The organism is Paenibacillus terrae HPL-003 (genome assembly GCF_000235585.1).
Lineage (GTDB): Bacteria > Bacillota > Bacilli > Paenibacillales > Paenibacillaceae > Paenibacillus > Paenibacillus terrae_B.
The window spans coordinates 261,049-276,840 of record NC_016641.1 but is presented as its reverse complement, the minus strand read 5'-3'; the positions used below and the strand labels follow the sequence as shown (position 1 = coordinate 276,840).

Genomic DNA, 15,792 nt, shown 5'->3' with positions numbered 1-15,792 from the left:
CGGTCGGCAGCGGAGCGGATGGAATCGTTCTGGAGAAGCGTAGCGTTCGCCTTTGCCACCGGATTTTAACCTTTATTTTCTATTCCAATAGAAAAAATCCGGTGGCAACAGCGATCGTAAGAATGATCCATCCGCGAAGCGTCTCTCCCCCCCATAACTCTGCACATTTTAGAAAGGAGGAGCGTTCTTGGAATCACTGGGCGATTTGCTACAGCAGATGCAGAACCCTTCGTTTCGCCAGCGCACGCGCAATGTGGCCGATCAGGTTCTCAATGATCCGCTGGTGCAGGAATTTTGCGCTGCGCATCCCGATATTGACGAAACACAACTGCGATTAAACATGAGCATGCTTTTCCAGTATACCCGGGATCGTCGGAATTGCGACAACTGTCCGGGTCTCGAACAGTGTCCTAACGATTTTCAGGGACATTTTTGCAAGCTGGGCGTGGAATATCCGAATGGTACAGCCGAAATGGTGGACATCCGTACCCCTTGCGCCAAACTGGTAGCTTCACAGCACGAACAGCGGGTGCGTCAGCGGATTAAAAGCTTTTACGTGGATGAGCGTGCGCTTTTGGAAGGCTATAATGCCCTTGAGATTGCGCGTAAGGACTCACAACGTATGCCCGCAGTCACACAGCTATTTCGTTACATCGAAGAAACGAAAAGCCAGGGCTTATCCAAAAAAGGACTTTACCTGGAAGGTACGTTTGGTACGGGTAAAACCTTTTTAATGGGGTATCTGCTGCACGAGCTGGCCCTGTCCGGGATGAACGGTGTGATCGTGTATATGCCTGATTTTGTGGAGGACTTAAAGTCCATGATTCAGGAAGGGCAAAAGCTGAAGGAAACGACCGAAATGCTTAAAAATTGTGATCTGCTCGTATTTGATGACATTGGAGCCGAAAATTTGAGTCCATGGGTACGGGATCATGTGATGGGCTCGATTTTGAATTACCGGATGAACCGCAAGCCTACCTTTTATACTTCAAATTACTCGTTGCAGGGGCTGGAGAAGCATCTGAGCTTTACGAGCAAGGACGGTGAGGAATTATACAAGGGGCAGCGTTTGATGGACCGGATTCGTCCTTTTGTAGACGTCATTACTGTCAAAGGGAAAAATCAGCGAGGGTCATTGTAAATCAACTTGCTATTTTGATATCTTACAATTAAAAAACTATTGTGATATAATTAAAAGGTGTCGAAAAAGACATTACAGGTTATAATAATTTTGACTTTTCTATAAAGGAGGAACATACAATGGCAATTGTTAACGTGTCCGACCAATCCTTCAACACAGAAGTCGAAGGCACAGGAACCGTTTTGGTTGATTTTTGGGCGCCATGGTGCGGTCCTTGCAAAATGATCGCTCCTATTCTGGAGGATCTGTCCACAGAAGTTGGCGACAGCGTCAAAATCGCGAAAGTGAACGTGGATGAAAATCCAGAGTCTGCTTCCCGTTTCGGCGTTATGAGCATTCCTACCCTGATCGTCTTCAAAGACGGACAGCCCGTTGATAAAGTGGTGGGTCTGAACTCCAAAGAAGCGCTGAAAAGCATCCTTACCAAACACCAGTAATCATTGCATGTGACCCATGCTCCTGCGGGGGCTTGGGGAGCGGCCATGAACGGTCAATGCCTCCGGTTGTAAATACCGGGGGCGTTTTTGTGTATTATTCCTGCATATTATATAGTAGTCAAGCAGGCATTTAAGAAGGGAAGGAGGGGCCGGGCGAATGGAATCTTATGCGGAGGACTTGCGTAATCAGGAGAAGGCGCTGGAGAACATACGACACAAATTAGCGTTGCTGCCAGATGCATCGGGCTGTTACTTGATGAAGAACAGCGAGGGCACCATCATTTATGTCGGCAAGGCCAAAGTGCTGAAAAACCGGGTCCGTTCTTATTTTACAGGCAGCCATAACGGCAAGACGCAGCGACTGGTTTCCGATATCCGTGATTTTGAATATATCGTTACGGGCAGTAATATGGAGGCGCTCATTCTGGAGTGCAACCTGATTAAAAAGCATCAGCCGCGCTATAACGTACTGTTGAAGGATGACAAAACCTTTCCGTATTTGAAAATTACGAACGAGGAGCACCCCAAGCTGGAGGTGACCCGGCGCGTTCTGAAAGATAAAGCAAAATATTTTGGCCCTTATCCTAATTCTTACGCGGCACATCAGACGAAGAAGCTGCTGGACCGGATGTACCCGTTACGCAAGTGTGGTGTGATGCCGAAGGAAGTGTGCCTTTATTATCATATGCATCAATGCTTGGGGCCTTGTGTGAAAGAGGTTGAGCAGGAAACGTATGATCAGATTGGTCAGGAGATCGGTTCTTTTTTGAGTGGTGGGCATGAGGAAATAAAAAAAGATCTTCAACGTAAAATGCAGGAAGCCGCAGAGGAACTGTACTTTGAGCGTGCCAAGGAGCTGCGTGACCAGATTATCAGCATTGATGCGATGATGGAAAAGCAGAAAATCACGACAGCCGATGCGAAGGACCGCGATGTATTCGGATTTTCGGTGGATAAGGGCTGGATGTGTGTGCAGATCCTATATGTTCGTAAAGGTAAAATGATCGAAAGGCATATGTCTACGTTTCCTTTTTATGGGGAGGCTTACAGCGATTTTATGTCCTATGTAACGCAATATTATAGTGATAACCCGGCGGTGCCGCAGGAAATATTGCTACCGGATACACCGAAGCTGATGGAACAGGCGGAACAGGGGGATGTCGGCCAATCGGCTGTGGTGGAAGTTGTTCCTCACACTGCAACAACCGAGGGAACCGGACAGACCAGTTACGATGCTGTACAAGAAGCAGGGACAGTGCCGGATGTGCAGCATGCAGAGCATCCGTCCGAGCGTCTCGATAATGCACAGCTAGTGGCAGAGGAGCGTGTTTCTTATGGAGAAGCAACGGATCGAGACCATACAGAAACCCAACTGTCAGGCGGGCTGGAGGAACCAGCTACGGCGGCTCTAGCTCTGGCTGAATGGCTGGATGTAAAGGTACTGGTTCCTCAGCGTGGACTGAAAAAGCAAATGACAGGGATGGCTACGGAAAATGCACGGGTCGCTTTGGATGAGAAGTTTAAGCTGATTGAACGGGACGAGGAACGGACATCCAAGGCTGCAAGCAATCTGGGGCGTGCGATTGGGCTGGATAGCCTGCATCGCGTGGAGGCGTTTGATAACTCAAACATACAGGGGTCCGATCCAGTCTCGGCAATGATTGTGTTCATTGATGGCAAGCCGGCCAAGAAGGAGTACCGTAAATATAAAATCCGTTCAGTGCAGGGGCCGGATGATTATGAAACGATGCGTGAGGTTATTCGGCGTCGATATGAACGTGTGCTCAAGGAGAATTTGGAGCCTCCGAATTTGATCGTCGTCGATGGTGGACGCGGACAGATTAAGGCCGCTGTGGATGTGCTGGAGAATGAACTGGGTTTGTTCATTCCTGTGTGTGGTCTGGTGAAGGATGCCAAGCATAGAACCTCTCAACTACTGGTGGGGGATTCTCCTGAGGCCGTCACACTGGCCCGCAACAGTGAAGAATTTTACCTGCTGCAACGGATTCAGGACGAGGTTCACCGATTCGCCATTACATTCCATCGAGAGCAACGGGGCAAATCCATGGTAACCTCTCGTTTGGACTCGATTCCGGGAATTGGCGAGAAGCGGCGTAAGCTGCTGCTTAAGCATTTTGGCTCGCTTAAAAAAATAAGAGAGGCCAGCGTCGAAGACTTCCGGCCTCTCTCTATCGGTGATAAGCTTGCGCGTCAGATTATAGCTGCCCTTCGGGAGGAAGAGTCGTAGAATACGGCTCTTCTTTTCTTATGGGCTCAAACATGACTCGATTTGGCTTCTTTGGACTAAACCAATACATGATATAGGCTACAATGGCAGGGAGCACGATCCAGAATATACCTGCGAACAGGTTCACGCTATTTCCCAACGTTATCACACTCAGTCCCATCAGAATGCTGTCAAAAATAATGTGGCTGAACATGGCGGCAATAAAGCCGTAACGCAGAAACACAAAACTGAACAGCAACCCAAGGAAGGTCAGCTCAATCGGTCTGGAAATGACTGGATAGATCGGATACAGTGTGTGCCCCAGTGCCCAAATCAACGTGGTGATCAGACAGGCAACAAAAGTATTTCTCACTATTTTTTTCACCATTGGAATACCAAACAGACGGTATACGGCTTCCTCTCCAATACCTGCCATCCAAGCCATAATCGGCAGTAGCCATGGATAAGCCATGTTGTAAGGAGACTGTGTGGCATCTGTTGTGGAGAACGTATTAAGTGTGCGCTCCAATACAAAGAACAAAATGGATTGTACCCCAAGTAAAATAAAGGCCCACAAGTAGCCAATGTACATACTGCGAAGCACATACAGCCCATAGCCTGGCTCTTTGGCGCGTGGCCATGCATTCAGTCCAACCTTGCGCATCAGCCCGTCACCGCCGACCAAGGAGAAGTAGATCGCTACAGCCATTACAAAGGAAACCACGACTTGCAAAATCATAAGAAATATAAGCGCTCCCTGGCCGCCTGCTTCTGCTTGCAGTATAGGAAGCATGTTAAATGTCCCTGCCATACTGGCAGCAAAATATACAATGGACAGAACAATGCCGCGTACAAAGGAAGTGTGGCGTCGTGTGAGTGAGGCGTATACGATGGCAAGTATGCCCAAGACCATGCTTAATAAGGCATAACCCGCGTAGGTCATCCAGTTTGCCCAGTACGTTTGTTTTTTGACATAATCCGTATAGGACGATGGGGCAGAAAAGCTTTGTGTAAACGAGCGAACATCCCCGTCTTCAAAAGTAAAAGCCAGTGTAAGCACCGAGGAACCGATTTTCTTATCGTTCACGGTATACTTCAATCCACCCTCGCCTTCGGTTGTCGCGAGCTTCAAGTCCGACGGATTAAAGCCAAAGCGTTTCACCCAAGCTACCGCTGCCTGCTCCTTTGCATCCAGCGTCATGTCTCCCTCGGCTGCACGTACAAGCCTGCTACGTGCTTGCTCATCCGTAGAAATATCAGCTTGTGTGTAACTGGTGCTGGAGGTCATTCGTTTAAAGCTAACGACTTTGCCAGTGGACAAATCCACATGAATTTGCAACTTGCTCTTCGAAGAAGGTTCAGGTAAATCGACCCGGAAGGTTTCGTAAGGATAACTTTTTTTCCATGTACGGTCATACTGTTGAAGCAGCTTTTCTCTGGATAAATAACCGTACAGGTCCGTTTCGGCCTGATAGGTCACCAGAGGCTCCTTAGATCGTAATTCGGTATAGCCCAGCTCAGAGCGGGCGAAATCTAGCGCGTGTAAGACTGCTTCCTGCTTGCTGATGACCTTGGCATTCGCCAGCGCCTCCGGATTCGGATTACTAAATGAGGGAATAAGCAATTGAAAGACAAAAAAGCAAATCAGGCCAATCGCGCCCAGTAAGCCTAATCTTTTGAAGTTGGCCGTGAGCACGACCGGTTTCCCGATAGGATTCATGAGTTTCCTCCTTAATCTGTAAATAAGAACATCCATTAAAGATATCATACTGCACAGGTTCCCGCCAACAGACCTACGATATTCATGAAAATGGAGTGAAAGCACTCTAAAGTTTCAATAAAATAAGATAAGTTGCGATTAAAGGTGGCCTATTCTCAAATTACCGCTAATTTAACGTTATTTCGACAAAATCGGTTTTGTGCTCTGCATACAGAAGGATTATAATCTTGAGGCAATGCATATGAAATACATAGGTAACGATATACATTTGAGCCGAATTTCCATAGGAAAACGGGGGAACCATGTTACTGGGGTGAATTTCACAGCCGGTCCCGGACCGGAAGTGTGAATAGGGCATACTGTGCTGCCCGAATCCGTCAGCTAACCTCGTAGGCTGTGAGCAGGAACCAAGTCAGGCACTCGGTCTTCCGGTGTCTTTTTTTGTGCGATTAAAACGTTGCTGAGTTAAGTCCGCTTCGCGCTCCATTTGATCTTCCGGTCGCTGTTGTCTCTGAATTTTATTGGATTAGATAAACCCTTATAAGGTTAAAATTCAGAGACAAAGGCGAGCGCTAACGCTTCTCCAGATTCAAATGGACCGCTACGCTGCTGCCCGCCTTAAAGTCACCCAACGTTTCATAAATGTGGTGAGTATTCAAGGGTATAAGTATCCCGCTTTGCGGATACTTTTCTGTTTTCTCTAAAAGAAACGGACTAAAGAAACTGAAAAGAGATTGGTGATTTTATGGCTGGTTGTAGCGGAGGGGGGTAACAGCAATCGTAAGAACAATCTGTACCCGGAGCGATCTCCATGCTCATAATTCACTAAGTAGGAGCAGTGATAAATAGATGAATCCCAATGCAAGATGGCTTCGGCTTTCTCCACCGCAGATATTCGTTGCGGGCTTTGCCATCATCATTCTTATAGGCAGCTTGTTGTTAATGCTGCCGATTTCCAATACAACGGGAAAGCCGCTTGCATTTATAGATGCTTTGTTTACAGCTGCCTCCGCAACCTGTGTAACAGGTCTTGTCGTTAAGGATACCGGTACCTTCTTTACCACCTTTGGTCAGGTGGTTATCGCTGCGCTGATTCAGATTGGTGGTCTCGGCTTTATGACGATGGCTACTTTGATTGCGCTGGTGTTCAAGCGCCGCATTTCCTTGCGGGAGCGACTGATTTTGCAGGAAGCGATGAATCAGACTTCGGTTGAGGGAATTGTCGGATTGATCCGTAGGGTGTTGCTGTACTCGCTAATCATCGAGGGCGTATGCGCCACGATATTCTCGATTCGCTGGTCCTTTGATATGCCTGTAGGCAGGGCGATTTATTTTGGAATCTGGCATGCGATTTCCATGTTTAACAATGCAGGCTTTGATTTATTCGGTCACTTTCGCAGCCTGACAGGTTATGTGTATGATCCAATTGTTAATTTTACAGCTATGTTTCTGATTATTTCGGGTGGTATCGGCTTTGTGGTGATGTCGGACCTGGTAGAATACCGTAAGCGCAAGAGACTGTCCTTGCATACCAAGGTGGTACTCAGCATGACGGCTGCCCTGATTGTAGTTGGCACGCTCGTCATCTTTGTATTCGAGTTTACCAATCCGAAGACATTGGGCTCGCTGGATTGGGGTGGAAAGCTGCTGGGATCTTTATTCCAATCGGTAACACCGCGCACCGCAGGTGCCAATACGTTAGATATTGCTGGCTTGCGGCAGGCCACACAGTTTTTCATCGTTATATTGATGTTTATCGGTGCTTCTCCTGGCTCTACTGGAGGCGGTATTAAGACGACAACGTTTGCGCTGCTCATTGGAGCCGTGATTTCGATGCTGCGAGGTCGGGAGGATATTGTGCTGTTCAAATACCGGCTTGCGCAGGGACGAATTTACAAGGCTTTGACCATTACACTGTTGGGGCTGCTGTTTGTGATTGGCGTGACGATGATTTTGTCGGCAACCGAGGATCATCATTTTCTGATGATATTGTTCGAGACGGTGTCTGCATTTGGGACGGTGGGATTGTCCATGGGGCTTACACCTGATTTGACGGTTATAGGCAAGCTGGTCATTACCCTGACGATGTTTGCGGGCAGATTGGGTCCGCTCACGCTCGCTTATGCAATGACTCCGAAAAAGGGTAAGGAATTATATCGTCATCCGGAAGGCAAAATGATTATAGGATAAGGGAGTTTTCGAGTAGATATGAAAACGCAGCAGTTTGTAGTTATTGGTTTGGGACGATTTGGCTCAAGCCTGGCTTTGCAATTGGTAGATATGGGGTGCGAGGTGCTTGGCATCGACCGGAATGAGGACGTTGTGGACAGTATGAGTGAGCTGTTGACGCATACCGTTGTGGCGGACGCTACAGATGAGGATTCACTACGATCACTGGGCATTCGCAATTTCGATTGCGGCATTGTTGCGATTGGTGCTGATATTCAGGTCAGCATTCTGGCTGCCATTTTGCTAAAGGAGCTGGGTGTGAGCAAAGTTGTTGCCAAAGCGATTTCTGTGCTGCACGGACGGGCGTTGGAAAAGCTTGGTGTGGACCGGGTTATTTATCCCGAGCGGGATATGGGGATACGAGTCGCGCATCAACTGGTCACGCCTAATTTACTTGATTATTTGGAGCTGTCCAAGGAATACAGTATTGTGGAACTCAACGTCCCTGCATGTCTGCATGGCAAAACACTATCTGAGCTGAATGCCCGCACCCGCTTTGGTTGCAGCATCGTGGCGCTTCATACGGCGAATGGTATCCTGATTGCACCAACAGCGATGGATCGGCTAAAAGCGGACGATATTATGGTCATCATCGGCTCCAATGATAATATCGGCCGCTTCGAGGACGAGGTCGTTAACATTACTGAGGAAAGCTGATTCGGTAAAAAGAGTATGCAAGTCCATTCTCGTACCGTTCTTGAATGCTATACCATACGATAGCCTGCAAACGATGCACGTGTCTCGCTGATCCAGCGCCGTGCTGTCGGCCCCAGATCGGTCGTCTCCGAGTAGATCAGGGAGGTGGTGCGCCGTGTCTCCTTCAAATCAGGCAAGTACAGCGCCGTTAGCCCATTATCACGTAGCAGCTCGCTGCGCAAGTAGGATTTGGGCAGCAATGCGGAAGCCTTGCAGGTCGGCAGCAGGCGCACAATCGCCTCGAACGAGTCGATTTCCATACGGATATCCGGCATGATGCCGCTGCGCTGGAACAGGTCATCCGTAAGACTGCGATACCAGGTTCCCTTGGAAAAAATAATCATCGGCAGTCCTTGCAGGTCTTTCATCGAGGCCGTTCCCGTCTTAATCGTTAATTCATGTCCGATCGGAACGACTAGCTCCAAATGATCGTCAAACAGCGGAATGCAACGCAGTCCGGCCTCATGAATGGCAGACCCGACAATACCGGCGTCTGCTTTTTTGTCGCGTACAAAAGCGACGATTTCATGGGTTTTGCCCGTGAGTAGTTTCAGCTCGGTTTGGGGATGCTTGCTCATAAAAGCTTCGACAAGGGTAGGCAGCGTCGTTTGGAGTGTCGTCAGACTCGCACCCAGTGTAAGCATGCTCTGGGCTTCGTTTTTGTGCTGGGACAGCTTTTGCAAAAACCGGAGCTGTCGTTGCCGTTGCTCCAGCGCGAATGTATATACAAATCGGCCTGTCGACGTAATTTCGAGTCGTTTGCCCCGCCGATCAAAGAGGTTTACACCCAGCTCTTCCTCCAGCTTGGCAATTTTGCGGGACAGGGCCGGCTGGGACAGATTAAGCAGCTTAGAGGCTTTATTCAGGCTGGATTGCTCAACAATGACGGCAAAAGCGTTCAAATCCTCAAACAAATCATCCACATCCTCTCTATATGCAAAAAAGACATAACAATTAATACGTATATTGCAATTCCATTATAAGCCGAAAAGGAGTAACATGAAAGCGACACAAGATGTTCACACTTTTGTTTTCCCTTTTAAGGAACACCTTGTTGGACATTTCCTGTCGGGAACTGTCATTTTATATGTTATATTACTATTGAAAACGCTATTTTTGGGAGAAGGGAGCATTACCTAGATGAGAGGATTTTATTCCAGAAAGCTGCACTCGCTTCTTGGCGTCATCCCGCTGGCTCTGTTTTTTGTAGAGCATTTGGTGACCAACTTCACAGCGGTGGAGGGCGGCAAGGAAGGATTCAATCGCAGCGTGGCCTTCCTGAATGGTCTACCGCTTGTTATTGTGCTTGAAACGTTATTTATTTACTTGCCATTGCTGTTCCATGGAATCTATGGCTTGTATATCGCTTATCAGGCTGATCCGAATGTCAAAAATTTTGGCTATTCGCGTAACTGGCGCTTTCTGTTTCAGCGCATTTCCGGTGTGATTACGTTCGTATTCATTATCTGGCACGTATATGATACACGTTTTCAGGTGGCTCTGGGTCATGTAACACATGAGCAGCTAGGCGGTGTGATGCATGGCATTGTGACGAATCCGGTTTATTTTATCCTTTATTTAATCAGTGTTGTTTCGGCATCATTTCATTTTGCAAACGGACTATGGGCTTTTATGGTCAGTTGGGGGATTACGGTGGGGCCACGTGCACAAAAAGTGTCCTCCTATATCTGCATGACCTTGTTCGTGGTTGTATCCATCGGCTTCATCGCTTCCCTGTTAGCATTCCGCAGCGCGGAATTTCAGGAAACAGCAACCGCATTGCTACAAAGCAGTGCTATTCAACAGCTACTGTAAAAAATGAACACTATACGTGTTTGCAATATATCGTTTGCAGATTCAATTTTCAATGGTAAAAGGGGATTTGGCTAAAATCCTGAAAAAAAGGAGTGAGCAGAAATGGCAGCATCCAACATTATTGTCGTGGGCGGCGGTCTTGCGGGTCTAATGGCTACGATCAAGGCGGCAGAGGCAGGAGTTCACGTTCATTTATTTTCTTTGGTTCCGGTCAAAAGGTCCCACTCCGTTTGTGCTCAAGGCGGCATCAACGGCGCGGTGAATACGAAGGGTGAAGGCGACTCGCCCTGGATTCACTTTGACGATTCAGTATATGGCGGGGATTTTCTGGCAAATCAGCCTCCGGTAAAAGCGATGTGCGAAGCGGCTCCGGGGATTATCCATCTCATGGACCGTATGGGTGTCATGTTTAACCGGACACCGGAAGGACTGCTGGATTTCCGCCGCTTCGGGGGTACGCAGCATCATCGGACCGCCTTTGCTGGGGCGACGACAGGGCAGCAGCTTCTGTACGCACTTGATGAACAGGTACGGCGCTGGGAATCCGAGGGCTTGGTGACCAAGTATGAAAACTGGGAATTTTTACAGGCTGTACTGGATGATGAGAGTATCTGTCGCGGCATCTGTGCGCAGGATTTGCGCACGATGGAAGTGAAGACTTTTGCAGCAGATGCGGTTATTTTGGCATCAGGCGGTCCTGGCATTATTTTCGGCAAAACCACGAATTCCGTGATTAATACCGGCACGGCTGCCGGGGCGGTATATCAGCAGGGCGTACGCTATGCCAACGGCGAGTTTATCCAGATTCATCCGACGGCTATTCCTGGGGATGACAAGCTGCGTCTGATGTCCGAGTCGGCACGGGGAGAAGGCGGCCGTATTTGGACGTACAAGGATGGCAAGCCGTGGTATTTCCTCGAAGAAAAGTATCCGGCTTATGGAAATCTGGTCCCTCGTGATATTGCGACACGTGAAATATTCAGTGTATGCGTCGATGAGGGGCTCGGCATTAATGGCGAGAACATGGTGTACCTCGATCTGTCCCATAAGGACCCGAAAGAGCTGGACGTGAAGCTGGGCGGTATTATTGAAATTTATGAAAAATTCGTCGGTGATGATCCGCGTAAAATACCGATGAAAATCTTCCCGGCTGTGCATTATTCGATGGGCGGCATGTGGGTCGATTACAATCAGATGACGAATATTCCGGGGCTGTTTGCCGCCGGGGAATGTGAATTCCAGTATCACGGAGCGAATCGTTTGGGTGCAAACTCGTTGCTGTCAGCTATTTATGGCGGCATGGTTGCTGGACCAAAGGCTGTGGAATACATTAAAGGCTTGAAAAAATCCGCGCAGGATGTAGCTTCCTCCGTGTTCGATGCGGCGGTCAACCAGCAGACAGAGAAGTATGAGCGTATTTTGCATATGGACGGGAAAGAAAATGCCTATGTCCTTCATAAAGAGCTGGGCGAGTGGATGACGAACAACATGACTGTGGTTCGCTATAATGACAAGCTGGAAGCTACGATCCACAAGATCAAGGAGCTGAAGGAGCGTTATTCCAACATTAACATCAATGATGCTTCGCGCTGGAACAATGCGGGTGCGGCGTTCACACGTCAGCTGTGGAATATGATGGAGCTGGCCGAAGCGATGACTAAAGGGGCGCTGCTGCGCAACGAAAGCCGTGGGGCCCACTACAAACCTGACTTCCCGGACCGGAACGATGAGGATTTCCTGAAAACGACGATTGCGGACTGGACACCGGAAGGACCGCAAATCTCGTATGAAGCGGTAGATGTTTCGTTGATTAAGCCGCGTATTCGGGATTACTCCAAGAACAAGTAAAAGGAAGATACAGAAGGGAGTGTATTAGATGTCGGAGCAAGCAGTGAAATCGGATAAAACCGTGAAGTTCGTTGTGACCCGTCAGGATGAACCTAATGCGAATCCATATACGGAAGAATTTGAGTTGGCTTATCGACCAGGGATGAATGTAATCAGTGCATTGATGGAGATTCAGCGTAACCCGGTGGACAGTCATGGTAAAGAGACAGCCCCGGTATGCTGGGAGTCGAACTGTCTGGAGGAAGTATGCGGAGCCTGCTCCATGGTGATTAATGGCAAGCCTCGTCAGGCTTGTGCAGCGCTCGTCGATAAGCTGGAGCAGCCGATTACCATTGCGCCGATGAGCACGTTCCCGGTTGTGCGGGATTTGGTCATTGACCGCAGCCGGATGTTTAACGCGCTCAAGAAGGTCAAAGCGTGGATTCCGATTGACGGCACCTACGATCTGGGCCCCGGCCCCAGAATGGCAGAGAAGAAGCGTCAATGGGCGTATGAGCTGTCCAAGTGCATGACTTGTGGTGTCTGCCTGGAGGCTTGCCCGAATGTTAACGAGAAAACGACATTCATTGGACCTGCGGCGATATCTCAGGTTCGCCTGTTCAACAGCCACCCGACAGGGGAAATGAATCAGGAAGAACGTCTGGATGCGTTGATGACGGACGACGGGCTGGAGGGTTGCGGTAACTCACAAAACTGTGTACGTTCCTGCCCGAAAGGCATTCCGTTGACAACCTCCATTGCCGAAATGAACAAGCAAACGACCAAGCATATGTTCAAGCGCTGGTTGACTGTATAGCACTAGTCCGTGAATGCTTTATACAAAAACAGGCTTTTTCCCTGAACAGGAGAAAGCCTGTTTTTTATGCTTAGGACAGATAGGATTTACCATGGAGGGAGGAGAGTGGAGCAGCATTTATGGTATAATTATGGTATTGTGTATCGTTTTTGGAGAAAAGGAGGTTGAACAGATGACTGTACAACCGATAACGAATCGACCCGTCACCGGGGCGGATGTAATAAAGGGTTTAAAGGAGCTGGGGGTCCGGAAAGGCATGACGTTGCTTGTCCACTCGTCGATGCGCAGCTTCAGGCGTTTTGTTCCAGGTGGGGCTTCCGCTATTTTGGCAGCGTTAACGGAAGTGATTGGCCCGGAAGGGACGCTGGTCATGCCAACACAATCTCATGACTTGACTGATCCGTCAAGCTGGATGAACCCGCCTCTGGATGAGTCATGGTGGGAGCTTGTACGTCAGGAAATACCCGCTTATGATCCGGTCTGGACGCTGACCGGGGGCATGGGTGTCATTGTAGAAACGTTCCGCGGTCTGCCGGGAACAGAGCGTAGCGGGCATCCGCACGTTTCCCTGGCGGCACGTGGGCCAGCAGCTTCAGGCTTGCTGGAAGATCATCAGCCCGACTTTGGGCTGGGTGAGCATTCACCGCTGGCGAAGCTGTACGAGGCAGATGCCTACGTGCTACTGCTGGGCTGTGGACATGACAGTAATACGTCTTTGCATTTGGCGGAATATCGAACGGCGTATCACGGACGTGAAAAAATCACGCATCAAGCCCCTATGATGGTGGATGGAGCCAAGGTGTGGGTCGCTTTTCAGGATTTTAATATTACCTCAGATGATTTTGAGCAGCTGGGCCATGATTTTGAACGGGATTGCCCTGCGTGCTTTACACGGGTCAACATTGGAGAGGCCTCCTGTTTTTTAGCGAGGCAGCGCGATTTGGTAGACTATGCAGAACGATGGTTAGCCACCAACCGCTAGAGGGCGCAAACCGTGAGATATTTGAACATTTGAATCATGAGATATCTAAACTGTACAATAATTGAATAGATAGCAAGGGGGCAAGCATATGGAGAAGACGCCGCAAACCCGCCGCGAGAGTCAGGATCGTCCACACGATGAAGCCGCTATCCCTCCCGGTTCTTCGCGGCGTTCCATTTCAAATGAGCCAGCCAATCCTTCGCGCCGCCGTTTTTTGAAAAAAGCCGCTTTAGCGACAGCCGGAACCGCGCTTTTGACCGGAGGATACGCTTCCTTATGGGAGCCGAATCATTTGGAGATTACACGTTTCACACTAGCTTTGCCTCGTCTGCCGTTGGCTTTTGACGGCATCAGGGTGGTGCATTTTAGTGATGTACATTTGGGCTTTCACATGGATGAGCAGGATCTGCGGGAGCTTGCGGACCGGATTGCAGGACTGGAGCCGGATTTGCTTTGTTTTACAGGTGATATTGTGGATGATTATGCCGTATCTATGAAAGCTGCTGTTCCGGTCATGGCCTCTATGCACGCCACACTCGGCAAATTCGCCATTCTTGGCAATCACGATTATAGAGGCTTACCAGCCGGGGTACAGGAGCTATATCCGAAAACCGGGTATACGTTGCTGAGAAATGAACACGCGATAGTGGAGCGAGCAGGACAGCGAATGGCAATTGTCGGTTTAGAGGATGACATTATGGGCAAACCCAATCCACGGCGTGCCATCCACGGACTACCTGATGAGATGTGCAAGCTGCTGCTTATGCATGAGCCGGATTATGCGGATGTGGCGGCCAGAATGTCCTTTGATCTTCAACTGTCGGGACATACGCATGGAGGACAGGTGCGCTTGCCTGTCATCGGAGCGCCGATGCCGCCTCCAGGTGGACGCAAATACATTCAGGGATTATTTCATGTAGGGACCGATAGGATGCCGCTGTATGTCAGCAGAGGCATTGGTATGACCCAACTGCCGATTCGTGTGCTGTGCAGGCCGGAGCTGAGTGTCATTACACTGAAATCTGGTCAATAGGCTATTATATATTTATCTTCATCAGTATGGGCTTGTAACTACATAAAAAGGATTTAGTGTAGTATGTAGCTGCTTCGGACAAAGGAGTGATATTCAGATGGATCGTATTGCTGTCATTTCAGATATACATGGCAATTGGCCTGCCTGCGAGGCGGTGCTGGAGGATATTGCTTCCCGAGGGATTAGTCGTGTGTTTTGTTTGGGCGATCTGATCGGCAAAGGTCCTAGCCCGTGTGAGGTTCTGGAGGCTGTCCGTCAACATTGCGAGGTGGTCGTGCGTGGCAATTGGGATGAGCTGGTTAACATTACGGATGATCTCAATTTTAGCTGGCAAGCCGAGCGCCTGGGCACAGAACGGCTACAGTATTTGGCAGAGTTGCCGTTTCATCATGATTTCAGGATGAGCGGACGTCGTATTCGTCTGGTGCATGCTTCGCCGCAAAGTGTATATCATCGCGTGCAGCCATGGGATGAGCCGGAGAAAAGACTCGCCATGTTCGACCCGTTAGCCGAGGAAAGTGGAAAAGTCGCTTTTGCCCCGGATGTCGTGGGGTATGGAGATGTGCATAATGCCTTTATACAGCACTTTCAGGGCAAAACGCTTTTTAATGTCGGCAGTGTTGGCAATCCGCTGGATGTAACTCAGGCTTCCTACTGCATTTTGGAGGGGAACATGGGAGAAGAGAGTCCTACACCCTTTTCCATCCAGTTTGTACGTGTACCTTATGATATAGAGCTGGCGGTAAAACAGGCAGAGGAAGCAGACGTACCGTCTTTGCCGTATTATATCCGTGAGTTGCGCACAGGCATTTACCGGGGAATTCAGGACCTGGATTGAGTGTGCAACCTATTCGCTGCAAAAAGCCAA

13 protein-coding genes and 1 riboswitch are annotated in these 15,792 nt (G+C 49.0%); of the genes, 11 read left to right on the top strand and 2 right to left on the bottom strand.

The window, feature by feature from the left end; all coding sequences use genetic code 11:
- The first annotated feature begins 187 nt into the window (after positions 1-187).
- The 3 genes from dnaI to uvrC all read left to right on the top strand — a co-directional run bounded on the left by dnaI (position 188) and on the right by uvrC (position 3,826).
- Positions 188-1,141 (top strand): primosomal protein DnaI, encoded by a 954-nt coding sequence (gene dnaI, locus HPL003_RS01315; protein WP_014277833.1) that lies wholly within the window; start codon positions 188-190, stop codon positions 1,139-1,141.
- 119 nt (positions 1,142-1,260) lie between these two features.
- Positions 1,261-1,578 carry a thioredoxin gene (trxA, locus tag HPL003_RS01310; RefSeq protein WP_014277832.1) on the top strand — a complete coding sequence of 106 codons (318 nt, stop codon included), beginning with the start codon at positions 1,261-1,263 and terminating at the stop codon, positions 1,576-1,578.
- A 157-nt stretch (positions 1,579-1,735) separates the two neighbouring features.
- Positions 1,736-3,826 carry an excinuclease ABC subunit UvrC gene (gene uvrC, locus HPL003_RS01305; RefSeq protein WP_014277831.1) on the top strand — a complete coding sequence of 697 codons (2,091 nt, stop codon included), beginning with the start codon at positions 1,736-1,738 and terminating at the stop codon, positions 3,824-3,826.
- Here the strand turns inward: uvrC and HPL003_RS01300 are convergent.
- Positions 3,795-5,525: a CPBP family intramembrane glutamic endopeptidase gene (locus tag HPL003_RS01300; protein WP_014277830.1), complete on the bottom strand. Its 1,731-nt coding sequence runs from the start codon at positions 5,523-5,525 to the stop codon at positions 3,795-3,797. The two genes, uvrC and HPL003_RS01300, sit on opposite strands and share 32 nt — an antisense overlap.
- Positions 5,526-5,786: 261 nt before the next feature.
- Positions 5,787-5,936, top strand: a riboswitch (cyclic di-AMP (ydaO/yuaA leader).
- Positions 5,937-6,374: 438 nt separating this feature from the next.
- On the opposite strand from HPL003_RS01300, the gene HPL003_RS01295 reads away from it, so the two are divergent.
- Positions 6,375-7,715 (top strand): TrkH family potassium uptake protein, encoded by a 1,341-nt coding sequence (locus HPL003_RS01295; RefSeq protein ID WP_014277829.1) that lies wholly within the window; start codon positions 6,375-6,377, stop codon positions 7,713-7,715.
- An 18-nt stretch (positions 7,716-7,733) separates the two neighbouring features.
- Positions 7,734-8,411 carry a potassium channel family protein gene (locus HPL003_RS01290; RefSeq protein ID WP_014277828.1) on the top strand — a complete coding sequence of 226 codons (678 nt, stop codon included), beginning with the start codon at positions 7,734-7,736 and terminating at the stop codon, positions 8,409-8,411.
- Positions 8,412-8,458: 47 nt separating this feature from the next.
- On the opposite strand, the gene HPL003_RS01285 is transcribed toward HPL003_RS01290, so the two are convergent.
- Positions 8,459-9,364, bottom strand: coding sequence for a LysR family transcriptional regulator (locus HPL003_RS01285; RefSeq protein ID WP_014277827.1), 906 nt, complete (start codon positions 9,362-9,364; stop codon positions 8,459-8,461).
- Between the two features lie 226 nt (positions 9,365-9,590).
- Between HPL003_RS01285 and HPL003_RS01280 the strand changes: the two genes are divergently transcribed.
- The 6 genes from HPL003_RS01280 (at position 9,591) to HPL003_RS01255 (ending at position 15,762) form a co-directional block, all read left to right on the top strand.
- Positions 9,591-10,265, top strand: coding sequence for a succinate dehydrogenase cytochrome b558 subunit (locus HPL003_RS01280; protein ID WP_014277825.1), 675 nt, complete (start codon positions 9,591-9,593; stop codon positions 10,263-10,265).
- Positions 10,266-10,367: 102 nt separating this feature from the next.
- Positions 10,368-12,113: a succinate dehydrogenase flavoprotein subunit gene (sdhA, locus tag HPL003_RS01275; protein WP_014277824.1), complete on the top strand. Its 1,746-nt coding sequence runs from the start codon at positions 10,368-10,370 to the stop codon at positions 12,111-12,113.
- A 28-nt stretch (positions 12,114-12,141) separates the two neighbouring features.
- On the top strand, positions 12,142-12,909 hold the full coding sequence (gene sdhB, locus HPL003_RS01270; protein WP_014277823.1) for a succinate dehydrogenase iron-sulfur subunit: 768 nt from the start codon (positions 12,142-12,144) through the stop codon (positions 12,907-12,909).
- Between the two features lie 172 nt (positions 12,910-13,081).
- Complete coding sequence (locus HPL003_RS01265; RefSeq protein ID WP_014277822.1) at positions 13,082-13,891, top strand: AAC(3) family N-acetyltransferase; 810 nt, start codon at positions 13,082-13,084, stop codon at positions 13,889-13,891.
- A gap of 88 nt (positions 13,892-13,979) precedes the next feature.
- A complete protein-coding gene (locus tag HPL003_RS01260) occupies positions 13,980-14,924 on the top strand; it encodes a metallophosphoesterase (protein ID WP_014277821.1) in 945 nt (314 codons plus the stop codon).
- 97 nt (positions 14,925-15,021) lie between these two features.
- Complete coding sequence (locus HPL003_RS01255; protein WP_014277820.1) at positions 15,022-15,762, top strand: metallophosphoesterase family protein; 741 nt, start codon at positions 15,022-15,024, stop codon at positions 15,760-15,762.
- Positions 15,763-15,792 lie beyond the last annotated feature (30 nt).